The organism is Mesorhizobium sp. M3A.F.Ca.ET.080.04.2.1, assembly GCF_003952525.1.
Classification (GTDB): Bacteria; Pseudomonadota; Alphaproteobacteria; order Rhizobiales; family Rhizobiaceae; genus Mesorhizobium.
This window is the reverse complement of record NZ_CP034451.1, coordinates 1,167,770-1,191,477: the sequence shown is the minus strand read 5'-3', so window position 1 is coordinate 1,191,477 and position 23,708 is coordinate 1,167,770. Positions and strand designations below refer to the sequence as shown.

22 protein-coding genes and 1 pseudogene are annotated in these 23,708 nt (G+C 66.1%); 12 read left to right on the top strand and 11 right to left on the bottom strand.

Annotated elements, in window-relative coordinates:
* Positions 1-57 precede the first annotated feature (57 nt).
* Positions 58-264, bottom strand: a complete 207-nt coding sequence (locus tag EJ074_RS05665) for a hypothetical protein (protein WP_095807668.1) — start codon at positions 262-264, stop codon at positions 58-60.
* Between the two features lie 254 nt (positions 265-518).
* Between EJ074_RS05665 and EJ074_RS05660 the strand changes: the two genes are divergently transcribed.
* Both EJ074_RS05660 and EJ074_RS30095 read left to right on the top strand, forming a co-directional pair.
* On the top strand, positions 519-2,576 hold the full coding sequence (locus tag EJ074_RS05660; protein ID WP_245454797.1) for a cation:proton antiporter: 2,058 nt from the start codon (positions 519-521) through the stop codon (positions 2,574-2,576).
* Positions 2,570-2,857, top strand: coding sequence for a universal stress protein (locus EJ074_RS30095; protein ID WP_245454796.1), 288 nt, complete (start codon positions 2,570-2,572; stop codon positions 2,855-2,857). Before EJ074_RS05660 ends, EJ074_RS30095 begins: the two co-directional genes overlap by 7 nt.
* Before the next feature lie 176 nt (positions 2,858-3,033).
* On the opposite strand, the gene EJ074_RS05655 is transcribed toward EJ074_RS30095, so the two are convergent.
* Both EJ074_RS05655 and EJ074_RS05650 read right to left on the bottom strand, forming a co-directional pair.
* Positions 3,034-3,669, bottom strand: coding sequence for an ankyrin repeat domain-containing protein (locus EJ074_RS05655; protein ID WP_095807666.1), 636 nt, complete (start codon positions 3,667-3,669; stop codon positions 3,034-3,036).
* Between the two features lie 277 nt (positions 3,670-3,946).
* On the bottom strand, positions 3,947-5,152 hold the full coding sequence (locus tag EJ074_RS05650; protein ID WP_095807730.1) for an MFS transporter: 1,206 nt from the start codon (positions 5,150-5,152) through the stop codon (positions 3,947-3,949).
* Between the two features lie 442 nt (positions 5,153-5,594).
* On the opposite strand from EJ074_RS05650, the gene EJ074_RS05640 reads away from it, so the two are divergent.
* Together EJ074_RS05640 and EJ074_RS05635 are read left to right on the top strand one after the other, a co-directional pair.
* Positions 5,595-6,014, top strand: coding sequence for a VOC family protein (locus EJ074_RS05640; protein ID WP_095807664.1), 420 nt, complete (start codon positions 5,595-5,597; stop codon positions 6,012-6,014).
* A gap of 101 nt (positions 6,015-6,115) precedes the next feature.
* Positions 6,116-6,499 carry a DUF559 domain-containing protein gene (locus EJ074_RS05635; RefSeq protein WP_095807663.1) on the top strand — a complete coding sequence of 128 codons (384 nt, stop codon included), beginning with the start codon at positions 6,116-6,118 and terminating at the stop codon, positions 6,497-6,499.
* A 76-nt stretch (positions 6,500-6,575) separates the two neighbouring features.
* On the opposite strand, the gene EJ074_RS05630 is transcribed toward EJ074_RS05635, so the two are convergent.
* Positions 6,576-6,878, bottom strand: a complete 303-nt coding sequence (locus EJ074_RS05630; RefSeq protein ID WP_129552822.1) for a hypothetical protein — start codon at positions 6,876-6,878, stop codon at positions 6,576-6,578.
* Between the two features lie 159 nt (positions 6,879-7,037).
* Between EJ074_RS05630 and EJ074_RS05625 the strand changes: the two genes are divergently transcribed.
* A complete protein-coding gene (locus EJ074_RS05625) occupies positions 7,038-8,456 on the top strand; it encodes a LuxR C-terminal-related transcriptional regulator (protein ID WP_095807661.1) in 1,419 nt (472 codons plus the stop codon).
* Between the two features lie 39 nt (positions 8,457-8,495).
* Here the strand turns inward: EJ074_RS05625 and EJ074_RS05620 are convergent.
* From EJ074_RS05620 to EJ074_RS05600, 5 genes and pseudogenes are all read right to left on the bottom strand, one after another.
* Positions 8,496-9,387, bottom strand: a pseudogene (locus tag EJ074_RS05620) (carbohydrate ABC transporter permease).
* Between the two features lies 1 nt (position 9,388).
* The gene (locus EJ074_RS05615; protein WP_095807659.1) at positions 9,389-10,327 is read right to left on the bottom strand and encodes a sugar ABC transporter permease; all 939 of its coding nucleotides are present in this window, start codon (positions 10,325-10,327) and stop codon (positions 9,389-9,391) included.
* Between the two features lie 106 nt (positions 10,328-10,433).
* Entirely contained in the window at positions 10,434-11,759 is a 1,326-nt protein-coding gene (locus EJ074_RS05610) for an ABC transporter substrate-binding protein (RefSeq protein ID WP_129552821.1), read from the bottom strand.
* A 36-nt stretch (positions 11,760-11,795) separates the two neighbouring features.
* On the bottom strand, positions 11,796-12,872 hold the full coding sequence (gene ugpC, locus EJ074_RS05605) for a sn-glycerol-3-phosphate ABC transporter ATP-binding protein UgpC (RefSeq protein WP_095807657.1): 1,077 nt from the start codon (positions 12,870-12,872) through the stop codon (positions 11,796-11,798).
* A gap of 468 nt (positions 12,873-13,340) precedes the next feature.
* On the bottom strand, positions 13,341-13,940 hold the full coding sequence (locus EJ074_RS05600; protein ID WP_095807656.1) for a DUF922 domain-containing protein: 600 nt from the start codon (positions 13,938-13,940) through the stop codon (positions 13,341-13,343).
* A gap of 193 nt (positions 13,941-14,133) precedes the next feature.
* Between EJ074_RS05600 and EJ074_RS05595 the strand changes: the two genes are divergently transcribed.
* From EJ074_RS05595 to EJ074_RS05580, 4 genes are all read left to right on the top strand, one after another.
* Positions 14,134-14,781 carry a GntR family transcriptional regulator gene (locus EJ074_RS05595; protein ID WP_095807655.1) on the top strand — a complete coding sequence of 216 codons (648 nt, stop codon included), beginning with the start codon at positions 14,134-14,136 and terminating at the stop codon, positions 14,779-14,781.
* Between the two features lie 306 nt (positions 14,782-15,087).
* Entirely contained in the window at positions 15,088-15,333 is a 246-nt protein-coding gene (locus EJ074_RS05590; protein WP_095807654.1) for a hypothetical protein, read from the top strand.
* Positions 15,334-15,475: 142 nt separating this feature from the next.
* Complete coding sequence (locus EJ074_RS05585; protein WP_095807729.1) at positions 15,476-16,105, top strand: glutathione S-transferase family protein; 630 nt, start codon at positions 15,476-15,478, stop codon at positions 16,103-16,105.
* Positions 16,106-16,231: 126 nt separating this feature from the next.
* A complete protein-coding gene (locus EJ074_RS05580; RefSeq protein ID WP_095807653.1) occupies positions 16,232-16,459 on the top strand; it encodes a hypothetical protein in 228 nt (75 codons plus the stop codon).
* A 233-nt stretch (positions 16,460-16,692) separates the two neighbouring features.
* Here EJ074_RS05580 and EJ074_RS05570 read toward each other — a convergent pair whose 3' ends face one another.
* Positions 16,693-17,700, bottom strand: coding sequence for an aldo/keto reductase (locus tag EJ074_RS05570; RefSeq protein WP_095807652.1), 1,008 nt, complete (start codon positions 17,698-17,700; stop codon positions 16,693-16,695).
* Between the two features lie 168 nt (positions 17,701-17,868).
* Positions 17,869-18,393 carry a GNAT family N-acetyltransferase gene (locus tag EJ074_RS05565; RefSeq protein ID WP_245420423.1) on the bottom strand — a complete coding sequence of 175 codons (525 nt, stop codon included), beginning with the start codon at positions 18,391-18,393 and terminating at the stop codon, positions 17,869-17,871.
* 475 nt (positions 18,394-18,868) lie between these two features.
* Here EJ074_RS05565 and groL point away from each other — a divergent pair, with 475 nt between their 5' ends.
* The 3 genes from groL (at position 18,869) to ligD (ending at position 23,621) form a co-directional block, all read left to right on the top strand.
* Positions 18,869-20,497, top strand: coding sequence for a chaperonin GroEL (gene groL / locus EJ074_RS05555; RefSeq protein ID WP_095807651.1), 1,629 nt, complete (start codon positions 18,869-18,871; stop codon positions 20,495-20,497).
* A gap of 156 nt (positions 20,498-20,653) precedes the next feature.
* Positions 20,654-20,878, top strand: a complete 225-nt coding sequence (locus EJ074_RS05550) for a hypothetical protein (protein ID WP_095807650.1) — start codon at positions 20,654-20,656, stop codon at positions 20,876-20,878.
* A gap of 247 nt (positions 20,879-21,125) precedes the next feature.
* Positions 21,126-23,621: a DNA ligase D gene (gene ligD, locus EJ074_RS05540; protein WP_129552820.1), complete on the top strand. Its 2,496-nt coding sequence runs from the start codon at positions 21,126-21,128 to the stop codon at positions 23,619-23,621.
* Positions 23,622-23,708 lie beyond the last annotated feature (87 nt).

The window sequence follows — 23,708 nt, the reverse complement described above, 5'->3', positions numbered from 1 at the left end:
CCCTTATAGCACAATGTGTGGCCGGCTAAAATGTTTCCGCCCTTTCAGGCGGATAGGTCAGGATGCCATGGGCGGCATTTCCCGCTTCGCTCCCCTCGGAAACGGCAGCACCTCGGCCTCGGGCCGGGAGTATTGGGCGGCCGCCACCGCCTCGATCACGAGGTCCAGCGCCTCGAGCGCGGCGCGGCTGGTTTCATCGTCGCCGCGCAGATAATGGCAGGCCCTGTCGAGGTGCAGGTGCGCAGCGGCAAAGTCGCTCTTCATTAGCTTCTCCTTATCGCCCGCCGTGCGCGAAACATGCGCGAGTCGCTTTACCGGGAAGCAAAGATGGGCGGTGGTATTTGAATCGAATTGTGGCGATCTCCCTCCTTGAGGGGAGATGCCCGGCAGGGCAGAGGGGGTCGGTTCGACTGGGCTCGGCCTGTAGAAAGCGCCGGCGCTCAACGCGCGGCGACCCGCTCTGTCGCCTTCGGCGACATCTCCCCCCTCGAGAGGGGAGATTGCGCTGCAGCCGATGCATGTGCGAAACCGTTATGGCGGGGCATAATCGAGGGGTGCAGATATTGTCCTTCATGCTCAATCGGCGATGGACGCTCGCGCTTGCGGCCGCCGTACTCGCGCTCATGCCGGCAGTCGCCTGGGCGGCCGAGAAGAAAGGGATGTCGAGCGAGGGCATCTTCGTCCTGGAGATCATCCTGTTGCTGCTTGTCGGCCGCGGCATCGGCGAATTGCTGGAGCGGCTCGGACAGCCGGCGGTGATGGGGCAGCTGATCGGCGGCATCCTGCTCGGACCCTCGCTGCTCGGCTGGCTGTGGCCGGCGGCCGAGCGGCTGGTGTTTGCCGGCGATGCCGCGCAGAAATCGATGATCAACGCCATCGCCCAGCTCGGCGTGCTGATGCTGCTGCTGCTCACCGGCATGGAGACGGATCTTCGGCTGGTGCGCCGCGTCGGCCGCGCCTGCTTCTCCATTTCCGCCACCGGCGTTGCCGTGCCGTTCGGGCTCGGCTTCGTGGCGGCGCAGTTCATGCCGGCCTCCCTGCTCGCCACCGGCAGCGAGCGCATCGTCGCCGGCCTGTTCCTCGGCACCGCGCTGTCGATCTCCTCGGTCAAGATCGTCGCCATGGTGGTGCGCGAGATGAACTTCATGCGCCGCGACCTCGGTCAGATCATCGTCTCCTCCGCCATCATCGAGGACACGATCGGCTGGGTGATCATCGCCATCACCATCGGCATCGCCACGCATGGCCGCATCGAGCTGGGCGGCCTCGCCTTCACGCTGGCCGGCGTTGCCGCCTTCATGGGTTTTTCCTTCACCCTCGGCCGCCGCATCGTCTTCGATGCCATCCGCTGGACCAACGATACGTTTCGCTCGGAATATGCGGTCGTCACCGTCATCCTCGCCATCATGGGCGCGATGGCGCTGATCACCGACCTGATCGGCGTCCACACCGTGCTCGGCGCCTTCGTCGCCGGCATATTGGTCGGCGAGTCGCCGATCCTGTCGCGTCACATCGAGGGCCAGCTGCGCGGGGTGATCACCGCGCTCTTCATGCCGGTGTTCTTCGGCGTTGCCGGTCTTTCGGCCGACCTCACCGTGTTGATGGATCCGCAGCTGGCGCTGCTCACGCTGGCGCTTGTAGCGATCGCCAGCATCGGCAAGTTCGGCGGCGCCTTCATCGGCGCCGAGGCCGCCGGCATGACTCGCGCCGAGGGCATCGCCGTCGGCTGCGGCATGAACGCGCGCGGCTCGACCGAGGTGATCGTCGCCTCGATCGGCCTGTCGATCGGCGTGCTCTCGCACAACCTCTTCACCATGATCGTCACCATGGCCGTCATCACCACTTTGGCCATGCCGCCGACGCTGCGCTGGGCGCTGGGGCGCCTGCCGATGGGCGAGCTGGAGAAGAAGCGGCTGGAGCGCGAGGAGATCGACCAGCGCGGCTTCATCGCCAGTCTGGAGCGGCTGCTGGTGGTGGTCGACGAGGGCGTGGTCGGCCGCTTCGCCGCCTACCTTGCCGGCGTGATCGGCGCCGGCAAGCCGACGACGGTGCTGCATGCCAGCGGCGAAAGCGAAGCCGACCCTGGCGAGGCGGCGCATCTCGACGAAGTGGAGAAGGGCGCTGAGGAGGGACGCGAGGCGGCAAAGCAGGCCAACGAGGAACCGGTGCGCGAGGCGCCGCTGACCCGCCGCCGCCACGAGGTCCAGCTCTCGCCCGAGACCGTCGCCAAGGAGGCGCGCAAGGGCTACGGCATGCTGCTCATCGGTCTCGGCCGCGCCGTGACCTCCAAGGGCAGCTTCTCGCGCCGGCTGAACGACGTCGCCGGCGCCTTCGACGGCCCGCTCTGCCTGGTGCTGAAGCCGGCCGGCGCCGGCCGGCACATGCCGAGGCTCGGCCCCCGGTCAGGCCGCATCCTGGTGCCGGTCAACGGCACCTCGGTCGCCCGCCGCGGCGCCGAGCTGGCGCTTGCCATCGCCGCCGTCACCGGCGCCCCGGTCAAGATGCTCGTGTCGCGCGGGTCGGTCGCGATGAGCTGCGCGACACGGTCTCGCATCGCCGCCGGGAGGCCGTGCTGAAGGACATCGTCGCGCTCGCCGACCGCTACGGCGTCGAGATCGAGACCGCCATCCGCAGCAAGGCCGCCGCCGCCGATGCCATCGCCCGCCAGGCCGGCCGGAACGTGGCGCTGATCGTCATGGGCGTGGCGCGGCGGCCGGGCGAGGAGCTCATCTTCGGCGAGACGACGAGCGGCGTGCTGCAGCGCTGCCCGTGCCCGGTGATGCTGATCTCCGACGCGCGCCTGCGCCGCGACGACGAGGAGCGCGAAGCGCTGCGGTCCGGCACCGGCACCGGGTGAGGCAGGCGGCGAATCTCCCGCCTCGACGGGGAGATGGCCGCGAAGCGGCCAGAGGGGGTCGGTTCGACTGGGCTCGGTCTATTGCGCCAGATGGAGGCTGGCGCTTCAGGCGCAGGGATCCCTCCTGTCGCCTTCGGCGACATCTCCCCCTCGAGGAGGGAGATTGGCGCCGGCGCTCACTTGCCCTCGAAGAAACTGTGGATCGCGGCGTCCAGCTTCTCGATCAGCTCGGCGTCCCGCGCGCTGCCGGCCCAGATCAACGCGTTGAGCCGCATGTCCTTGTTGAGGAAGTTCACCTTGCGGGTCGCCAGCAGATAGTCCGCGACCGCGTGATGCCTTCCCTTGATGGCCTCGATGAGCGCGCTGTTGCGGCCCGTCTTGTCGGCCAGGTTGACGTCGGCGCCATGCTCGACCAGCAGCTTGACGATATCGAGATGTCCGTTGCGTGCCGCCTCGATCAGCGGCGTGCGGCCGTAATAATCGGCGCGCGCATCGATATCGATCCTCGGATGCTTCACCAGCGCCAGGATGCAGGCGAGATGGCCCCTGGCCGCCGCCAGACTGAGCGGCGTGCTCTTCCATTTGTTCCTGGTGTTGACGTCGACCGCCGGATGGCCGATCAGGGCTTCGAGCGCTTCGATGCGGCCGTTGTGGGCGGCAAGGTGCAGGCTTGACCAGCCGTCTTCATCGGCCTGGTTGATGTCCGCGCCCGCCGCCAGTTCCGAGGCGACGGCATCGGCGTCGCCCTTCTCCGCCGCGATCAGCAGGCTGGACCAGTTCCTGGCGTCTGCGGCTTCCACGCCTGCGCCCACTGCAATATCCCCCGGCTCATTGATCGCGCCGGCCAGGCCGGCATTTCAGATGCAGCGTCTCGGCTCAGAGTTTCACACTAGCCGCGGTCCGGCAAATGGATTTCGAGCCGTTTGAGCGCGTAATCTCCCCCCTCGAGGGGGAGATGGCCGGTAGGCCAGAGGGGGTCGGTCCTACTGAGCTCGGCCCTGTGCATCAGATGGAGGCTGGCGCTCCAGGCGCGGCAACCCCCTCTGTCGCCCTTGGCGGCATCTCCCCCGTGGAGGGAGATCGCAGTCCCTACGCCATCTGCAAGCGCTGCCGGCTCGGCTGCGGCGGGAAGGCGATGGCGATGCCGGCGGCGCCGAGGCCGACCAGCGCCGAGCCGATGAACAGCCAGGCATAGCTGGCATAGGCGTCGTAGATCATGCCGCCGGCCAACGGCCCGAACGACATGCCGAGGCTGGAGAGCATGGTGGCGGCGCCGAGCACGGTGCCGATGATGCGGCCGCCGAAATATTCGCGCGCCAGCACCGCATAAAGCGGCATGACGCCGCCATAGGTGGCGCCGAAGATGACGGCCAGGATATAGAAATGCTCGAGCCGGCCGGCGCCGAGATAGGCGGCGATCACCAGGCCCTGGATGGCGAGGCCAGTGATCAGCACCGGCTTGACGCCCAGCCTGTCGGCGAGCACGCCATAAAGCACGCGGCCGCCGAGTCCGGCGAGACCCTCGACGCTGTAGATCGAGACGGCTGCCATCGGCGCCACGCCGCAGGCCATGGCATAGCTCACCATGTGGAAGATCGGGCCCGAATGCGCCGCGCAGCAGGCAAAGAAGGTCATCGCCAGCACGATGAACTGCGGCGAGCGCAGAGCCTGGCCGACGCTCATGCCGGCATCCTCGGCGGCCGGCGGGTTCCCATCGGCCGAAGCGACGATCGCCGGCGGCTGGCGCACCAGCAGCACGGCCGGCAGCACGAGCACCCAGGCCATGACGCCGATGTCGAACATGGCGGTGCGCCAGTCATAGGCCGTGATCAGCCAGCGCGCGAACGGCGAGATCGTCATCGGCGCCACGCCCATGCCGGCCGAGACCAGCGACACGGCAAGGCTGCGGTTGGTGTCGAACCAGGCGGTGGTGAGCGCGATCATCGGCGCGAAGAAGGCGCTCGCCGCCAGCCCGACGATCACGCCGTAGCTGAGCTGGAAGACCAGCAGCGAGCCGGCGCGACTCGCCACCACCAGCGCTAGGCCGAGCAGCACCGCGCCGGCCAGCACGACGATGCGCGCCCCGACGCGGTCATAGATCGCGCCCCAGGCGAAGCCGCCGACGCCCATCACCAGGAAATTCAGCGTCATGGCGCTGGAGATGCCCGCGCGCGACCAGCCGGTGTCGAGCGCCATCGGCTCGAGAAAGATCGCCAGCGAAAACATCGCGCCGAGCGCTACGCAACTCATCAGCGCGCCCGCCGCGACGATGATCCAACGATAGGAAAGCTTCATGGTTTTCTCCCATGCCATAGGCATCCTGTTTGATGCGGCACGGTTTTTCCAGATCCATCGCGCCGCTTGCGTCCGAAGGACGCCGGCGCGGGAGGCAATCCTACAATCTGGTTGCATTTTTTAACTGGAATTTTGAGGGATGGATATTTGGCTGTGGCCAGAAAGGTCGCGTTCCTTCGCGCCCCCCTCTGGCCTGCCGGCCATCTCCCCCACGGCTGGGGAGATTGGCAGTTCCCGCGCCGACGCTTCTCGTGCGGAGTGGGTGATTGGCAAAAGCCGGCGTGAAGGCTGATCTCCTCCCTCGTGGGGGAGATGTCCGGCAGCACAGAGGGGGGCGCCTCGCCCCGACCTCTCCAACTGTCAGCAGTCTTCCGCACCCACATTGACCGCGTGCCGGGCCCTTCTAGATTGAGCCGCAGCAATCAGGAGGAGGCAACACACCATGGAACTCTATCGCGGCCGGCTCATCGACCACCTCCAGCTTGTGGTGCGCGACCTCGAGGCCAGCCGGCGTTTCTATGGCGCGTTGTTCGAGGTGCTGGGCATCCCGATCGGCGGCGAGGCGCAGGACTATTTCTGGGCCGACGAGCTGTTCATCTCCAGCGCCGACAGCCGCGCCGCGCTCGGCGTGCTCACCGGCCGCCACCATCTCGCCTTCCAGGCCAGGGACCGCGCCATGGTCGACGCCTTCTATCACGCTGGGCTTGCCGCCGGCGGCAAGGACAATGGCGCGCCGGGCGAGCGCCGCTACCACCCCGGCTACTACGCCTGCTTCCTGCTCGACCCCGACGGCAACAACATCGAGGCCGTGTTCCACGGCGAGGCCAAGCGCAGTGCCGATGCGGTGGAGGTGAGTTTTTAGAAGAGGCGCAACTTTCTCCCCCCTTGTGGGGGAGAAAGCGATTTCAACATCTTAGCGAAGCTAAGTGTTAGAAATCGCAAGAGAGGGGATTTTTACGCACCATGCGCCAACAGGTTCCGCCGTCGCACCGCACCTTCGCTCGGACAATGCGCGCCGACGCCACAAAGGCCGAGAACATCCTTTGGCAGGCATTGCGCAACCGACAACTCGAGGGCCTGAAGTTCAAACGGCAGGTGCCGCTCGACGGCTACATCCTGGACTTCGTCTGCTTCGAGGCGAAGCTGATCTTGGAGGTTGACGGCGGTCAGCATTCGGAGTCGCAGCGAGATGCCGGGCGTGATCGGCATTTCGCGATGAAAGGGTTCCGAACGGTGCGCTTCTGGAACGACGAGGTGGTGCGAAATATCGATGGTGTCTGCTTGACGATCCTCACCGAGATTCGGAAAGGGAGTTCCCAAGCAGATCCCCTCTCTTGCGATTTCTAACACTTAGCTTCGCTAAGATGTTGAAATCGCTTTCTCCCCCACAAGGGGGGAGATAGTGCGCGGCACCACCCCTCAGCTACTTGCTCGCCACCTCGTCGGCGCAGCGCGGGTGGGCACCGACGGGCAGCACCTCGAAGCCGGCGGCGATCAGTTGCAGCCTGGTTTCCTCGAAATGCCGCTTCGAGCCGCTGTCGATCGCGGCCGGCGCGAAGTTCCAGCCGTTGCGGGCGGCGCTGGCGAGGATGGCGGCATACTGGCGCATGCTGTCGATCTTGACGTTCGATTCCAGGAGCTGCCGGCATTCGCCGGCCAATGAGGCCTGGGTGGCGGCGGGCAGGCTCAGCATGGCACAGGCAATCGCTATCGAGACACGGCGCATGGAAACCTCCTTCGGCTGATGGGACTTTGCTGAAGGAAAGTTTTGCGCCGGTCCCGCCGCCGCGGGAATCGGCCACATGCGGTGTTTTGGGTCCTGCATTTGTAGTATTTTGCGTCAGCCCCGGTTGAAAGCACCTGCGTCCGCTGGCAGGGACGGACCATGAACCGCATCGTGACGACCTCGGAGACCTTGTCGGAGCGCGAGCGCGCGGTGGCGGAGAAGTTCGCCGCCGGCATGACCTATCGCGAGATCGGCGAGGCGCTGTACATCGCACCGTCCACCGTGCGCACCCATCTCGCCGCGATCTATGAAAAGCTCGGCGTGCGCAACAAGGTCGCGCTCGCCACGCATATCAACGGCGTCGGCGCGGCACTCGAACCGTCGCTGTCGGACAGCGCTCCGGTGCTTGCCCTGTTCCCGATCGAATGCCTCAGCAGCGATGATCGCTGGCGGCGCTTTGCCGAAGGGCTGTCGTCGGACATCACGATCGATCTCGCCCGCTACGCCGGCATTCCGGTCATCGCCTTCCACACCATGAAATCGCTTGGCAGCAAACGCCCCGACTTCGCCGCCGACGGCAAGGCGCTGGGCGCCGCCTACATCGTGTCGGGGCAGCTGCGCGCCGACGACAGCCGGGTTCGATTGACGATCGAGCTTGCCGATGCGCGCAGCGGCGTCAGCCTGTGGAGCGAGCGTTTCGAGCGTCCGGTTCAGGACGTCTTCGCCCTGCAGGACAATCTGGCCGAAAGCGTCATCAACGCGCTTGCCGGCTGTTTCGGGGCGATCGCCACCGTCGGCCGCAATGCCATCCGCCGCAAGCCGCCGGCCAGCCTGCGCGCCTACGATCTCTATCTGCTCGGCGTCGAGCAGCACAACACCTTCAGCCGTGACGGCAATGCCGAAGCCATTCGCCTGTTCTCCCGCGCGCTGGAGCTCGACCCGACCCTGGCCAAGGCCTGGATCGAACTCGGCTACGCCTACTCGATCCGGTCCTGCAACGGCTTCGGCGACGATCCCAAGGCGGCGGCCGCGAAATGGCGCTGGGCGGTCGAGAATGCGCTGCAGCTCGACCCGCTGGACAGCACGGTGCATGTTTGCCTCGGCGACGCCCTCGGCTGCCTCGGCGATCTGGAAGCCGCGGAGCGGTGTTACCGCCGCGCCTTCGAATACGGTTCCAACCAGGCGGACACGCTGGCGCTGCTTGCGGGCAGCAGGGCGCTTGTCGCCGGCGATCCGGCCGAGGCGATGCCGCTGATGGAGCGCGCCATGCGCCTCAATCCGCTTGCCCCGCCCTGGTATTTCGGCATGTACGGCCGCATCCTGTTCTCGGAGGGCAGGCACAGGGAAGCCGTCGCCGCGCTGCGCCGAAGCACGCCGGATTCTCCCAACGTGCTGATGTTCCTGGCGCTTGCCCATGCGGCGGCGGGCGAGGGCGCCGAAGCCGCCGGCTTCGCGGCCAGGCTCAGTGCCGAGTTTCCCGACTTCACCGTCGAGGGTTTCATAGCCGGCTATCCCGTCACCAATCCGGACGCCGTGCGCGTCATCCGCGAGGCGGCCAAGCTGGTGCCGCTTCGCTGATCAGGATGCGGCCGGTGCTTGGGCCGGGCTTGAGCCCAGCTATTCCTTCACCGCGCCCGTCATCGACGACACATAGTGCTCGACGAAGAAGGAATAGAGCACCACGACCGGCAGCGAGCCGATCAGCGCGCCGGCCATCAGCGCGCCCCATTCATAGACGTCGGAGCGGACCAGCTCGGTCAGCACGCCGACCGGCACCGTCTTCTTCTCGGAGGACTGGATGAAGGTCAGCGCATAGATGAATTCGTTCCACGACAGGGTGAAGGCGAAGATGCCGGCCGAGATCAGGCCCGGCACCGACAGCGGCAGCACGATCTTGGTCAGGATCTGCCAGCGGCTCGCCCCGTCGATCAGCGCGCATTCCTCCAGTTCGAACGGGATCGAGCGGAAATAGCCCATCAGCAGCCAGGTGCAGAACGGCACCAGGAAGGTCGGGTAGGTGAGGATCAGCGCGAACGGCGTGTCGTAGAGGCCGAGGTTGAACACCATCACCGAAAGCGGGATGAACAGGATCGAGGGCGGCACGAGATAGGCGAGGAAGATGCCGAGCCCGACCTGCCGTGCGCCTGAGAACCGCAGCCTTTCGATCGCATAGGCCGCCAGCACCGCGGCCAGCAGCGACAGGAAGGTGGCGGCGGTCGAAATGATGACCGTGTTGAGCAGCCAGCCGGGATAGGAGGTCTCGAACAGCAGGTAGCGTATGTGCTGCAGCGTCGGATGCACGACCCAGAACGGATTGTATCACATAGTCGGTCATCTCGACATTGGGCTTCACCGCCGTGATCGTCATCCAGTAGAACGGGAACAAGAGCACGATCAGAAACACCAGCAGCGGCAGGTAGACCGTCACCACCCGCCGCGGCAGGCTCTGCAGGTAGCCCATGCCGCCTTCGTCGGCGTCGATGCGCTCGACTTCCTTGATCGCCGCCATCTCAGTCTCCGCCGCCTTGCTGCCACCTGCGCCGCTGCAGGCCGAAATAGCTGAACAGGATCGCCGCCAGCAGGAAGGGGATCATGGCGACCGCGATCGCGGCGCCTTCGCCAAGCTGGCCGCCGGCGATGCCGCGCTGGAAGGACAATGTCGCCATCAGGTGGGTGGCATTCACCGGCCCGCCGCGGGTCAGCACATAGATCAGCTGGAAATCGGTGAAGGTGAACAACACCGAGAAGGTCATGGTGATGGCGATGATCGGCGTCAGCAGCGGCAGCGTCACATGGCGGAACAGCTGCCACCGGCTGGCGCCGTCGAGCGTCGCCGCTTCATAGAGCGACTGCGGGATCGTCTGCAGGCCGGCCAGCAGCGTGATGGCCACGAAAGGGATACCGCGCCAGATATTGGCCGCGATGACGGAAGCGCGCGCATTGGTCGGATCGCCGAGGAAGTTGATGCGGTGGTCGATCAGGCCCATCTGCTGCAGCGCCCAGGACAGGATCGAGAACTGCGAATCGTAGATCCACCAGAAGGCGATGGCCGACAGCACCGTCGGCACCACCCAGGGCAGCAGCACCACCGCCCGGAAGAACGACTTGAATGGCAGCTTCTCGTTGAGGATCAGCGCCAGCCAGAGGCCGAGCGCAAACTTCAGGATCGAAGCGCTGACCGTGTAGAGCACGGTGTTGAAGACCGACAGCCAGAACACGCTGTCGCTCCACAGATACTCGTAGTTCTCGACGCCGATATAGATGCCCGGCCGGCCGATGCGGGTGTCGGTGAAGCCGAGCCAGACGCCGAGCCCGAGCGGATAGGTAAGGAAGACCAAGAGCAGCGCAGCCGCCGGCAGCATGAAGCCGAGGCCGAGCGCGTTGCGGCTCTCGGCGAGCCGCGCCAGGACGGACGGACGTGGCTGAACGGCAATGGATGGCACGGCCATGCGCGGGCTCCTGTGAATCTGGTAGGACGGCCGGGACGGCCGCCCTTAAGTTCCGGATGCCTCCGGACGACGGGCGCGGCCGCCCCGGTTCAGGCGCCGGACCGGATCAGACGCGATAGTAGCGGTTGGCGCGCTTTTCGGCCTCTTCCATGGCCTCCTGCGGCGTGGCCTGGCCCGTCACCGCCTTGGCGAACATGTCGACCAGGACATAGTCGGCCATGGTCGCGGCCGAAGCATAGCCGAGCGGCCCGGCATAGCCGTTGGGGCGCAGCGTCGCCGAGGCCTTCGCGTAAGCCGCATTGTTCGGGTCGGCCTTCCACACCGGATTGTTGTCGAAGGCCTTCAGCGTCTGACAGCAATAGCCGGCCGATGACGTGATCCAGTCCGACATCTGCGGGTCCTCGAACATGAACTGCAGGTAGGCTTTGGCCGCGTTGGGGTAGGGCGTGTAGTTGAAGATGACGGCCGTGGTCACCTGGAACAGCTCGACCGATTTGCCGACCGGACCGATCGGCAGGTTGGTGGTGCGGATGTCCTTGGCGATTTCGGCCAGCTTCGGATCGTTGTCCTTGTTGATCTTGGCCGTGTTGTAGGCCGAGATGCCGTTGGCGATCACGCTTATCTCGCCGGCCAGGAAGGCGCGGTTGTTGTTGACGTCGAGCCAGCTTTCGGTGCCGGGAATGAAGGTCTTGTAGAGCTCCTGCGCATACTCGATCGCCTTCAGCGTCTCGGGGCTGTTGATCGTCACCTTGCCGGCTTCGTCGACCATCTGCCCGCCATGGCTCCACAAGAGCCAATGCGCGTAATTGTTGCCGTCGCCGACGCCGTGGCCATGCGTGAAGCCGGCCGGATGGCCTTTCGCCTTCAGCGCCTTGCAAAGCTCGAGGAAGCCGGCCGTGTCCTTCGGGAACTCGGCGAAGCCGGCCTCCTTGACCCAGCTTTCGCGATAGACGATGGCGTTGCCGATGGTGGCCAGTGGCAGGCCGAGGAACTTGCCCTCGCGCGTCGCATATTGTTTCGGCCCGTCATGCCAGCCACCATATTTCTTGCCGAGATACTCGCCGAGTTCGGTGACGTCATGCAGCCTGTCGGGATACTGGTGCGGGTCGTCGAACCAGACGAACATCAGGTCCGGACCTGATCCGACATTGGCCGCGACCGCCGCCTTGGGTCGGATGTCTTCCCAGCTTTCCTTGTCGACACGCACCTCCACGCCAGTCGCTTCGGTGAAGCGCTTGGTGTTCTTCAGCCATTGGTCCTCGTCGCCCTGCACGAAAGGCGACCAGCGCAGCAGCCTGAGCTTGGCGCCATCCTCCGGCTTGTAGGTCAGGCCCTCCTGGGCGAAGGCGCTGGAGCCGACGAAGCGGCTGCCCAAGGCTCCCGCCGCCGCGCCGGCGGTCGTGCGGATGACGTCTCGTCTGGTGAACTTCATGCTCGTTTCCTCCTGTTCGCTTCCTCGTTGCGCGGCCTACCGCGCCGTCTCGATCCGCTTGCCGGTTTCGCCATGAAACAAATGGATGGGGCCAGGCTCGGCCGACAGCCGGATGGTTTCGCCCGGCGCGAAGGAATGGCGCTCCCGGAAATTCGCCACGATGTCCTCGCCGCCGGCCGTGCGGGCGATGATCTGCACTTCCGAGCCGGTCGGCTCGACCACCACCACGTTCGCCGGGATGCCGTCGTCGGCCAGCCGCAGATGCTCGGGCCGCACGCCCAGCACCATCGCTTGGCCGTTGCCGATCGCGGGTGGCGCCGGCAAGGGCACGCAAATGCCGCCGGCGCCGCGGAAGGACGGCGTGCCGTCGCTGGCGAATGTTCCGGTGAGCAGGTTCATGGCGGGCGAGCCGATAAAGCTCGCGACGAACAGGTTGTTCGGCCGGTCGTAGAGCTCCAGCGGCGGTCCGATCTGCTCGACGACGCCGTCATGCATGACCACGATCTTGTCGGCCATGGTCATGGCCTCGATCTGGTCGTGGGTCACGTAGATGGTGGTGGTCTTCAGCCGCTGGTGCAGTTCCTTGATTTCGGCGCGCATCTGCACCCTGAGCTTGGCGTCGAGATTGGAGAGCGGCTCGTCGAACAGGAACACCTGCGGATTGCGCACGATGGCGCGGCCCATGGCGACGCGCTGGCGCTGGCCGCCGGAAAGCTGGCGCGGATAGCGCGACAGAAGCGGCACCAGCCCGAGGATTTCGGCCGCCCGCTTCACCCCGGCATCGCTTTCCGCCTTGGGGACACCCTTGAGCATGAGCGAGAACGCCATGTTCTCGGCCACCGTCTTGTGCGGATAGAGCGCGTAGTTCTGGAACACCATGGCGACGTCGCGCTCCTTCGGCGCAACGTCGTTGACGATCCGGCTGCCGATGGAGATGTGGCCGCGCGAGATCTTTTCGAGGCCGGCGATCATCCTCAGAAGCGTCGATTTTCCGCAGCCGGAGGGCCCGACCAGGGTGACGAACTCGCCGTCTTCTATGTCGACGCTGACGCCATGCAGGATCTCGACGGCTCCGAACGTTTTGTAGACATCGCCAATCGCGACAGACGCCATCGAATTCCTCCCGATGCTCCCTGCGGATCATCGCGGGGAACCGTTTTCTTTCCGGCGTGGTTTGAAACGGATGCCGGCAAGACGGCAGGAATCCACCACTGACGTCGGCGACGGCTGCCCAAGCTCCCCCTGGTCACGCGACTGCAAGACGGTAGCGCTACCAAACCCGCCTGTAAAGCGGCGGCGCAACAGTTCTTCTTCCGCTGGTCAGAACAGATGATCGAAGCTTGCCTGGGGAGGCAGTGCATCCACGCCGGATCGCGCTGTTGCCGTTCAACCTTCAAGTAGAAGTTGCGTAATATTAGACATGACTAAGATGATAGATTTCAACTTGCCCGCGAAAAGCTGACGCGTCAGCGTTCAAGGAGAGACGGCATTGGCCGCTCTCATTCGGCGAGCCGTCATTGCTGTGAATCCGCCAAGGTGCCGGTAAGCGAAACCGCCGCCGCAGGGCGCGTCCCGGCCGGCTTACCCGCCGATCAGGAACGCCGCGATCAGCTTCTGCAGGTTCCCGCCGGGGCCGAACTCGACCTTGTCGAAGTCGCGGCTGGCCTGGCGCTGGGCCTTCGACAGTTCGTCGAGGCGCTTGGTCAACTCGGTCCTGATCTTGGTGCAGCCGGGGTCGTCGGCGACGGTGAGGCCGACGCTGAAGGCCACGATCTTGTCGACCATCTCGACGATGCCGGCGCCGTGCACCTTCTCATGCGCGGCGAGCCCGGCGGCGAAGATATCCCAACGCGCCTGGACAGGTGCGGAGAGCGTTCCGGCGGGCTTCGGCAGCGTGTAGGTGATGATCAGCTTCGGCCGCGCCGACTTCAGCACGCAGCCGCCGCTCTCCGGCCGGTAGTCGCGCTGCCAGGTGAGCTTGAAATTGGTATGCGCGATCACGCGCCGCGCGTTGCCGGCCGAGTCCTTGCCCACCACCGGACCCTTCTCGCCGATCGCGCGATAGAGCGCCTCCGCGGTCTGCCCTGGGATGGCATAGGTCTCGGTCTTCTCGACCGGCTTCCAGTCGGCCCACGCCGGCGCGGAAAGGAGCAGGGCGATGAGAAGGAGGACAGGCTTCATGGGGTCTCGGCAAGGTTGCGGGCAAGGCTTCGTGCATAGCGGCATTCGAGGGCAGGCGCAAAGGCGGCAGAAGATGTCGGCGGCTGGCGGCTTTTTGCCCTCGGCTGTCGGCCCCTTCTGTATTCTCGTATACGGAAATCTGTCCGCCCAAACGCGTTTCTGCTAGGCAGGCGCATTGGCAGGAGGAATCGCGATGCGGGGTTTTGCCGAGGTCCAGCGGCCGCTGACCGTGGCCGAGCAGGTCGCCAACGTGCTGCGCGAAGCGATCGCCGATGGCAGCCTGGCCGCCGGCACCACGCTGCGCCAGGACGATCTGGCCGAGCGCTTCGGCTTCAGCCGCATGCCGATCCGCGACGCGCTGCGCCAGCTCGAGGCCGAAGGCATCGTGTCGATCCATCCGACCAAGGGCGCGCATGTCGCCGGCATGAACGCCGCCGAGATCCGCGAGATATTTGCCCTGCGCGAGCTGCTGGAAAGCGAGGCTCTGAGACTCTCCCTGCCCAAGCTCGGCCAGGACAGGCTCAACGAGGCCGAGGGCGTGCTCGCCCGCATCGACGCCGAGCCCGATGTCGGCCGCTGGGGCGCGCTCAACCGGGCCTTCCATCTCGCGCTCTACGGCGCCTGCGGCAACGCCCGGCTCTTGTCGCTGATCGAGGCGCACCACAATGCCGCCGACCGCTATGTGCGCGTGCTGTTGTCGAACCTCAACCACCGCGCCCGCTCGCAGGCCGAGCACCGCGAGCTGCTTTCCGCCTGCCGCAAGCGCGACGTCGAGCAAGCGGTCGCCGTGCTGAAGAGGCATCTTGGCGAAGGCATGGAAATGCTGGCGAAGAAGGGGTGAGGGGATTGGCTGAGTAAAGCTTTGGAGGCTGGCGGGACAGCGCCCCCCTCTGTCCTGCCGGACATCTCCCCCACGCGGGGGGAGATCAGATGTTACGCCCGCTTTCGCCAATCGCCGACGTTGCAGGAATGGCGCCGTCGACGGAGCAGCCAATCTCCCCCCTCGTGGGGGAGATGTCCGGCAGGACAGAAGGGGGCGTGAAGGAAAGCCTGCGTTTGTAGTCGCCTCTCTTGCGCCGCTCCGCCGGAACCCCTTCCACCCACCAGCCGTTTTCTTCGCATCACCTCCGACCCGAGGGAAGGAACGATGACCCGCAACGACATCATCTCCGTGCTTGGCCCCGTCGACGAGGCGGTGATCGCCGACATCGCGCTCACCGGCGCCAGCCTGGACGAGCTGCGCGAGGCCGTCGCCTGGATCGGCGCCGACGAGGCGCTGGTCAACGAAGGCCACGCCATGCCCGGTCCGCGCGTGGCAAGGCTGATCGAGATCCTCGATCCCCCCGAGGACGAGCCGGAAGCGCGGGGCGGGCCCGCTGGAGACTTTGCCTGAAGAAAAGAAAGTCGGCGGGATGCGCCCCCTCTGTCGCCTTCGGCGACATCTCCCCCTCGCAGACTAGCTGCCGCCACAATTCGGGTGGCGCCCATGCATGTTCCATGCGAAGCCACTGCTGGGGTGCACAGGGGAATCCACCATGCTCACGTTCTACGACTATCTGCCGTCGCAAAATGCCTGGAAGGTGAGGGTGTTGCTCGGGCTGCTCGGCATCAGCTACGAGACCCGCATGGTGTCGATCTTCGAGGGCGAGAGCCACACGGAAGACTTTCTCAAGCTCAATCCGGCCGGCGCCGTTCCGGTGCTGGGGCTGGACGAGGGCGAGGCGATCGCCGAGTCCAACGCCATCCTGGTCTATCTCGGCGAGGTCTCGCCCTATCTGCCGGCGAACCGCTATCTTCGCGCCAAGGTCATGCAATGGCTGTTCTTCGAGCAGTATTACATCGAGCCGGTCATCGGCTCGCTGCGCTTCTGGACGCTGACCGGCCGGCTGGAGCGCAACAAGGCGCTGGTTGCCGGCAAGCGCGAGGCGGCCGTGCGCGCGCTCGGCGCGCTGGAGCGCAACCTGCAGGACACGCGCTTCCTTGCCGGCGGCGCGCTGACCATCGCCGACATCGCCGTCTATGCCTATAGCCACCGCGCCGAGGATTGCGGCTTCTCGCTTGCCGATTATCCGGCGCTCAGCGTCTGGATCGACCGCGTCAGCGGCGTGATCGGCCCCAACTATCCCGTGCATCCCTACAGCATCGATCCGCATTCGGGCGGCTGACCTCCCGGAACAGAAGGGCGGGGAAGGGCGTTCCCGAAAAGGCGGCGTGCCGGCGCGGCTTGCCGGCCTGTTTGACGCGCGGCAGTTTGGCCCTGCTTTCCGGCAACTGCAAATGGAGGTCAGGAAATGGTTCGCGCCATCGCTTTCGCAGTTCTCGCCGCCGCTTTCGGCAGCGCCCCCGCCATGGCGGAGGAGCAATATTGGGTCGCCAGAGACGCAGTTTCGAAGCAGTGCGAGATCGTGCCGAAGAAGCCGGACGGGACGCTCGTCATCGATCTCGGCAAGAAGAAATACGCCAGCGAGGCCGAGGCCAGGAAGGCCATGGCGGCCCTGGCGGATTGCAACAAGCAGTAGGGTGCTGAACGCCAAAGACTGCCAGGCAGCATTCCTTCGCGCCCCCCTTTGGCCTGCCGGCCATCTCCCCCAGGAGGGGGGAGATCGGATGTCACGCCGGCTTTCGCCAATCTCCAACGTTCCAGGAACGGGCGAGCCGCCGAAGCTGCCAATCTGCCCCCTCGTGGGGGAGATGTCCGGCAGGACAGAGGGGGGCGCTGCCCCGCCAGCATTAGCAAGCAATTCGAACCTGACTACCGATCGACCATCGACATCGTCCGCTCGTTGTAGCGCGGCCCCGACACCTTGTCGGGCGTCAGCGCCATGTCGAGGCCGAGCATTTCGGTGGCGTCGAGCTTGACGTCGGCGGCGGCGACGTTCTCCTCCAGATAGGCCCGCCGCTTGGTGCCGGGGATCGGCACGATGTCGATGCCGAATTCCGGGCCCTTGGCCAGCAGCCAGGCGATCGCCACCTGGCCGGGCTTCACGCCCTTGGCGGCGGCGATGTCGCGCACGGTCGAGGCCGCCGCGACATTGGCGTCGAAATTCTCGCCCTGGTAGCGCGGGTCGCCGCGCCGGAAATCGCCTTCCGGATAGTCCTCCGCTCGCTTGACGTCGCCGGCGAGGAAACCGCGCCCGAGCGGCGCGAACGGCACCAGGCCGATGCCGAGCTCCTTCAGAGCCGGAATGATCTCGGCCTCGAGATTGCGCTCCCACAGCGAATATTCGCTCTGCAGCGCCGAGACCGGATGCGCTTCATGCGCGCGGCGGATGTTGGCGATGCCCGCCTCCGACAGGCCGAAAAAGCGCACCTTGCCTTGGCTGACCAGTTCGCCGACGGCGCCGGCGACATCCTCCATCGGCACGTCGGGATCGACGCGGTGCTGGTAAAGCAGATCGATACGGTCGGTGGCGAGCCGCTTGAGCGAGGCCTCCACCACCTCGCGGATGTGCTCGGGCCGGCTGTCGCGCGCCGTTCCGTCCTGCTTGCCGTCGACGATGCGGAAGCCGAATTTGGTCGCGAGGGTGACTTGATCGCGCCGGCCCTTCAGCGCGCGGCCGAGCAGCTCCTCGTTGATGAACGGCCCGTAGACCTCGGCCGTGTCGAGGAAGGTGCAGCCAAGCTCGATCGCCCGGTGCAGCGTGGCGATCGATTCGGCCTCGTCGGCCGGCCCGTAGGACTGGCTCATGCCCATGCAGCCGAGGCCGATCGCCGAGACTTCGAGCCCCTGGCTGCCGAGTTTCTGTTTGCCGAGGGCCATCTGCCTGTCTCCGAAAATTAGCGCTTGCGAAAATATAGAGGCCGGGCGCCAAGCGTCCAGCCGGACGCCCAGTTGATCAGGATCAAGGCAGCGGCGGCAAGAGGATCGTATCCTTCGCCTGTCTTGGGAAGGACACGAGGCGGACGGGTGAATGGCTCCGGACGGCCGCTACAGGAACCGTCCGGACCGCATGCCAGCCCGCATCAAGCCATCGGCAGCAGCCGGCGCATGATCAGCGACGCGTGGCCGCCGACGCCATGCGCGGCCGGCCGGCGCTCGACCACTTCGAAGCCGTGCTTGGGCGATCGCCCGATCGTTGCCCTCGATCACCTCCAGCGCGATGCTCGGAATGCCGGCATGGGCGGCGAGCACGGCGTGCAGCAGGTCGACCGCGAGGCCGCTTCCGAACTCTTCCGGCTCGACATGCAGCCGGTCGAGCAGGACGCCGCCCTTCTCGTCCATCGCCGCCATCGCATAGCCGGCGATCGAGCCGTCGGTCCGCTCGGCGACGAACGACATCTTGTTATTGTCGGCGAGCTCGGCCGCCAGCTTCTCCGGCGCATGCTTCTCGTCGGACAGCCGGGCCGTGTTTTGCTCGCCCATGATCGGCGAGTAGGTGCGCCGCCAGGAGCCTCCCAGCAGCCGCGAGACGGCGGTGAGGTCGTTCTTCGTCATCGCCCGAATGTGGGTCATGGCAGCCTCCTTGGTTTGCTTCAAAGATATGGCGAAGCGCCGGGACAGCCAATCTCCCCCCAAGTGGGGGAGATGTCCGGCAGGACAGAGGGGGGCGCTGTCCCGCCGACCGATCGAACTTATCCACTCAGAAACCGGTTGAGGCAAATCGCACAATTCCTGCGTATTGCTCCAACGCCGCGTTCCTTCGCGCCCCCCTCTGGCCTGCCGGCCATCTCCCCCACGAGGGGGGAGATCAGCGCTCCACCGCTTCGCCAAATTGACTCATTGCCGCTCTCCGCCATCCGGCGACGGGAATGCTGCGCCGCACAAAGTCCACCGCACCCCAATCCCGAATAACTCTGTGTTTACAGCGCCTTGAAATTAAGACCGGGGGCGAAAAATTCCCGGCCGGCGCTCTTGAAACCCCTTCGCGCCAGACTAGTTGCGATAGACGCGCGGGGCAGGCTGGCGCGCCTCGCGGAGGGAGGGTTCCATGGCTGCAAAGGAAGTGAAATTCAACACCGAAGCCCGCGACAAGATGCTGCGCGGCGTCGATATCCTGGCCGACGCGGTGAAGGTGACGCTCGGCCCCAAGGGCCGCAACGTCGTCATCGACAAGTCATTCGGCGCGCCGCGCATCACCAAGGACGGCGTGACGGTGGCGAAGGAAATCGAGCTGGTCGACAAGTTCGAGAACATGGGCGCGCAGATGGTGCGCGAGGTGGCCTCAAAGACCAGCGACGTCGCCGGCGACGGCACCACCACCGCGACCGTGCTCGCCCAGACCATCGTGCGGGAAGGGGCCAAGGCTGTTGCCGCGGGCATGAATCCGATGGACCTGAAGCGCGGCATCGACCGCGCCGTCGAGGCGGTCGTGGCCGAGATCAGGGCCAATGCGCGCAAGGTGACTCGCAACGACGAGATCGCTCAGGTCGGCACCATCTCGGCCAATGGCGATGCCGAGATCGGCCGCTTCCTGGCCGAGGCGATGCAGAAGGTCGGCAATGAGGGCGTCATCACCGTCGAGGAGGCCAAGACCGCCGAGACCGAACTCGAAGTCGTCGAAGGCATGCAGTTCGACCGTGGCTATCTCTCGCCGTATTTCATCACCAACCAGGACAAGATGCGCGTCGAGCTGGAGGAGGCCTATCTGCTCATCCATGAGAAGAAGCTCTCCAACCTGCAGGCGCTGCTGCCGATTCTTGAGGCGGTGGTGCAGTCGGCCAAGCCGCTGCTGATCATCGCCGAGGACGTCGAGGGCGAGGCGCTGGCGACGCTGGTCGTCAACCGGCTGCGCGGCGGCCTCAAGGTTGCCGCGGTCAAGGCGCCCGGCTTCGGCGACCGCCGCAAGGCCATGCTGGAGGACATCGCCATCCTCACCGGCGGCCAGGTCATCTCCGAGGATCTCGGCATCAAGCTTGAGAACGTCACGCTCGAGATGCTCGGGCGCGCCAGGCGGGCGACCGTCGAGAAAGAAAACACCACCCTTGTCGACGGCGCCGGCAGCAAGGAGGAGATCCAGGCCAGAGTCGCCCAGATCCGCCAGCAGATCGAGGAAACCACCTCCGACTATGACCGCGAGAAGCTGCAGGAGCGCCTGGCCAAGCTCGCCGGCGGCGTCGCGGTGATCCGCGTCGGCGGTTCGACCGAGGTCGAGGTCAGGGAACGCAAGGACCGCGTCGACGACGCGCTGCACGCCACCCGCGCCGCCGTCGAGGAGGGCATCCTGCCCGGCGGCGGCGTCGCGCTGCTGAGATCGGCGAAGGCGCTCGATCAAGCGGTCGGCGACAATCCAGACCAGAGGACCGGCATCGAGATCGTGCGCCGAGCGCTCGAAACGCCGGTGCGCCAGATCGCCGAGAATGCCGGCGCCGAAGGCTCGCTGATCGTCGGCAAGCTGCGCGAGAGCCAGGAATTCTCCTTCGGCTGGAACGCCCAGACCGGCGACTATGGCGATCTCTACGGCCAGGGCGTGATCGACCCGGCCAAGGTGGTGCGCACCGCCTTGCAGGATGCCGCTTCCATCGCCGGCCTGCTGGTCACCACCGAGGCGATGGTGGCGGAAAAGCCGAAGAAGGAGAGCGCTCCGGCGATGCCGCCGGGAGCCGGAATGGGCTACTGAGGCGGCGTGCTTTAGGCGCGCGTGACAGGCGATCTCCACCGCCTGGCCAGGTGGGGAGATCGGCGCTCCTTCGCCCCGCAAAATTGACTCGGTCTCCGCTCTCCGTCATCCTTATGGTCGGCCGCGTCTTCGCGGCAGCGTGTTTTGAGTGAAGCCATGGCCAGTTCCGCCGCCAGAGAGAATTCCCGCCGCGCCGCGGTGAAGAAGGCGCTCGAGCGCCATAAGGTCTATGTCACCGCGCAGCACTTCTCCGGCGGCACCTACAGCGCCCGCGTGCTCGTCGACGGCGAAGCCTACTGGGTCGACGAGTTCCGGCTTGACCAGCTGCGGCAGGGGCTTACGCCCGCCGAGCTGGAACTGACGCCGGCCGCCGACGATTGAGCACTCACGGATGACGACTGAGAGGCTGGCGGGACAGCACCCCCCTCTGTCCTGCCGGACATCTCCCCCGCAAGGGGGGAGATTGGCGGTTTCGTTGCCGGCGCCTTTCCTGCAATATTTGCGATTGGCGAAGGCGGTGGTCACATCTGATCTCCCCCCTTGCGGGGGAGATGTCCGGCAGGACAGAGGGGGGTGTGACGGAACGCGACGTCCGGAAGGCGCGCGAGCCGCCACCCACGCCTGATCCATGCCCACCAAACTCAAAAGCTACCGCACCAAGCGCGAATTCTCCCGCACGCCGGAACCCGCAGGCGGACCTGCCGGCGAGGGCGGCAATCGCTTCGTCGTCCACAAGCATCACGCCACCGCCGACCATTACGACCTGCGCCTCGAAGTCGGCGGCGTGCTGAAAAGCTGGGCGGTGCCGCGCGGACCCTCGCTCAACCCGGCCGACAAACGGCTCGCCGTCGAGACCGAGGACCACCCGATCGAATATATCGACTTCGAGGGCGTCATTCCCGAGGGCGAATATGGCGGCGGACCGATGATCGTCTGGGACACCGGCATCTGGGCGCCGATGGAGGATGTCGAGAAGAGTTTGCGCACCGGCGCTTTCAAGTTCCGCCTGGCCGGCGAGAAGCTGAACGGCGGCTGGATGCTGACGCGGCTCAAGCCCAAGCCCGGCGAGGACGAGCACAAGAAGAACTGGCTGCTGTTCAAGGAGCGCGACCTCGCTTCCGACACCGAGCTCGACATTCTCGAGGCGCGCCCGGAAAGCGTGAAGTCGGGCCGCCGCATCGAGGAGCTGGCGGCGCCTTCCAAAAAGCCGGAACGCCTGCCGCCTAAGCCCGGCTCGCTGAAACCGGGAGCGCTGCCCGGCGCCGTCAAGGCCGAGCCGCCCGCCCGCATCGAGCCGCAGCTCGCCACGCAGGTGCCGAAACCGCCGGGCGGCGATGATCCGGCCGAGCGCACCGGCGAGCTCTGGCTGCACGAGATCAAGTTCGACGGCTACCGCACCATGGCGCATGTGGTTGACGGCACTGTGCGCCTGATCACCCGCGGCGGCCTCGACTGGACCAAGCGCTATGGCGATCTCCCGCAGGCCTTTTCGCGACTGCCCGTCAGCCAGGCGATCATCGACGGCGAGATCGTCGTGCTCGACGACAAGGGCATCTCCCGTTTCGCGCTGCTGCAGGATGCGCTCTCGATCGGGGCCGGCAGCAAGCTGCATTTCTATGCCTTCGACCTGCTGCATCTCGACGGCTGGGATCTGCGCAAGGCGCCGCTGCAAAGGCGTAAGGCGCTGCTTGCCGAACTGCTCGCCGGCCAGGCCTCCAATTCCGCCATCCAGTTCAGCGACCATGTCGAGGGCTCGGGCCAAGGACTCTACGACCAGGCGACCGAGCTTGGACTGGAGGGCGTCGTTTCCAAGCGCGCCGACGCCGTCTATCTCAGCGGCCGCACCAAGAGCTGGACCAAGATCAAGGCGCGCCAGAAGGGCGATTTCATCATTGCCGGCTTCACGGTTTCCGACCGGGCCGAGGGGCTGGCCGCGCTCGGCCTCGCCGAATTCGAGGACGGCGAGCTGCATTATCGCGGCAAGGTCGGCACGGGTTTCGACAGGGAGATGGCGAAAGACCTGCTCGCCCGGCTGGAGCGGCTGACCGCCGGCGCGACCCCGCCCGAAGGCGTGCCGCGCGAAGTGATGCGCGAGATGCACTGGGTGAAGCCGCTGCTGTCGGCGCATATCCATTATGCCAACCGCACCGCCGACAATGCGCTGCGCCACAGCGTCTTTCGCGGCCTGCGCGACGTCGGCGGCCTGACCACGCCGGTGCCGGTCAAGCGCAAGCGGCTGATCGCCGAATCCGACCTCGCCACCATCTGGGTCACCAACCCGGAGCGCCGCCTGTTCGGCAAGACCGGGCCGACCAAGCTCGACATCGCCGTCTATTACGCGCTGGTCGGCGATTTCATGCTGCCGCACATCATCGGCCGCCCGGTGTCGCTGGTGCGCTGCCCGACCGGCCGGCCGCAGGACTGCTTCTTCCAGCGCCATGCCTTCACCGGCATGCCGGCCTCGGTGGCGGTGTTCGACTCCGTCAATTCGGAAGGCGAGACCAAGACCTATCTCTCGGTCGAGGACGCTAAGGGCTATCTGGCGCTGGCGCAGTTCGGCGTCGTCGAGTTCCACACCTGGGGCACGCACCGGACAAAGCTCGACAAGCCCGACCAGATCGTCTTCGACCTCGATCCGGGCGAGGGCATCACCTGGCGCGAGGTGGTGGAGGCGGCGGTCCACATCAAGGCCGGGCTCGAGGGATTGGGACTGGTGCCTTTCGCCAAGACGTCGGGCGGCAAGGGCGTCCACATCACCGTGCCGGTGACGCGCAAGCAGAACTGGAAGAAGCTGCACCAGGCCTCGAGCGCCATTTCCACCATGCTGGCCGCGACCGCGCCCGACACTTTCGTCACCACCATGGGCAAGGAAAACCGCAAGCGCCGCATCTTCATCGACTTCCACCGCAACGCCCGCGGCCACACCTCCGCCGCTCCCTATTCGCTGCGCGCTCGCACCAACCTGCCGGCCTCGACGCCGGTGAGCTGGACCGACCTGGAGGCCATCGACGCGCCCGAGGACCTGAACTACGCCTCGCTGCCGGGGCTCTTGGAGACGGCGGGCGATCCGTGGGCGGAGATCGATGAGGCGGCGAGGGACTTGCCGGTGATGGGGGAGAGGTAGTTGGAGGCGTAGTGTTCCGTCACACCCCCCTCTGTCCTGGCGGACATCTCCCCCGCAAGGGGGGAGATCAGCTGTCGCGCCGCCCTT

Coding starts and splice junctions, on each gene's coding strand:
- EJ074_RS05665 (WP_095807668.1), bottom strand. CDS start 264: ATGAAGAGCGACTTTGCCGCTGCGCACCTGCACCTCGACAGGGCCTGC.
- EJ074_RS05660 (WP_245454797.1), top strand. CDS start 519: ATGTGCGAAACCGTTATGGCGGGGCATAATCGAGGGGTGCAGATATTG.
- EJ074_RS05650 (WP_095807730.1), bottom strand. CDS start 5,152: ATGAAGCTTTCCTATCGTTGGATCATCGTCGCGGCGGGCGCGCTGATG.
- EJ074_RS05640 (WP_095807664.1), top strand. CDS start 5,595: ATGGAACTCTATCGCGGCCGGCTCATCGACCACCTCCAGCTTGTGGTG.
- EJ074_RS05635 (WP_095807663.1), top strand. CDS start 6,116: ATGCGCCAACAGGTTCCGCCGTCGCACCGCACCTTCGCTCGGACAATG.
- EJ074_RS05630 (WP_129552822.1), bottom strand. CDS start 6,878: ATGCGCCGTGTCTCGATAGCGATTGCCTGTGCCATGCTGAGCCTGCCC.
- EJ074_RS05625 (WP_095807661.1), top strand. CDS start 7,038: ATGAACCGCATCGTGACGACCTCGGAGACCTTGTCGGAGCGCGAGCGC.
- EJ074_RS05615 (WP_095807659.1), bottom strand. CDS start 10,327: ATGGCCGTGCCATCCATTGCCGTTCAGCCACGTCCGTCCGTCCTGGCG.
- EJ074_RS05610 (WP_129552821.1), bottom strand. CDS start 11,759: ATGAAGTTCACCAGACGAGACGTCATCCGCACGACCGCCGGCGCGGCG.
- ugpC (WP_095807657.1), bottom strand. CDS start 12,872: ATGGCGTCTGTCGCGATTGGCGATGTCTACAAAACGTTCGGAGCCGTC.
- EJ074_RS05600 (WP_095807656.1), bottom strand. CDS start 13,940: ATGAAGCCTGTCCTCCTTCTCATCGCCCTGCTCCTTTCCGCGCCGGCG.
- EJ074_RS05595 (WP_095807655.1), top strand. CDS start 14,134: ATGCGGGGTTTTGCCGAGGTCCAGCGGCCGCTGACCGTGGCCGAGCAG.
- EJ074_RS05590 (WP_095807654.1), top strand. CDS start 15,088: ATGACCCGCAACGACATCATCTCCGTGCTTGGCCCCGTCGACGAGGCG.
- EJ074_RS05585 (WP_095807729.1), top strand. CDS start 15,476: ATGCTCACGTTCTACGACTATCTGCCGTCGCAAAATGCCTGGAAGGTG.
- EJ074_RS05580 (WP_095807653.1), top strand. CDS start 16,232: ATGGTTCGCGCCATCGCTTTCGCAGTTCTCGCCGCCGCTTTCGGCAGC.
- EJ074_RS05570 (WP_095807652.1), bottom strand. CDS start 17,700: ATGGCCCTCGGCAAACAGAAACTCGGCAGCCAGGGGCTCGAAGTCTCG.
- EJ074_RS05565 (WP_245420423.1), bottom strand. CDS start 18,393: ATGACCCACATTCGGGCGATGACGAAGAACGACCTCACCGCCGTCTCG.
- groL (WP_095807651.1), top strand. CDS start 18,869: ATGGCTGCAAAGGAAGTGAAATTCAACACCGAAGCCCGCGACAAGATG.
- EJ074_RS05550 (WP_095807650.1), top strand. CDS start 20,654: ATGGCCAGTTCCGCCGCCAGAGAGAATTCCCGCCGCGCCGCGGTGAAG.
- ligD (WP_129552820.1), top strand. CDS start 21,126: ATGCCCACCAAACTCAAAAGCTACCGCACCAAGCGCGAATTCTCCCGC.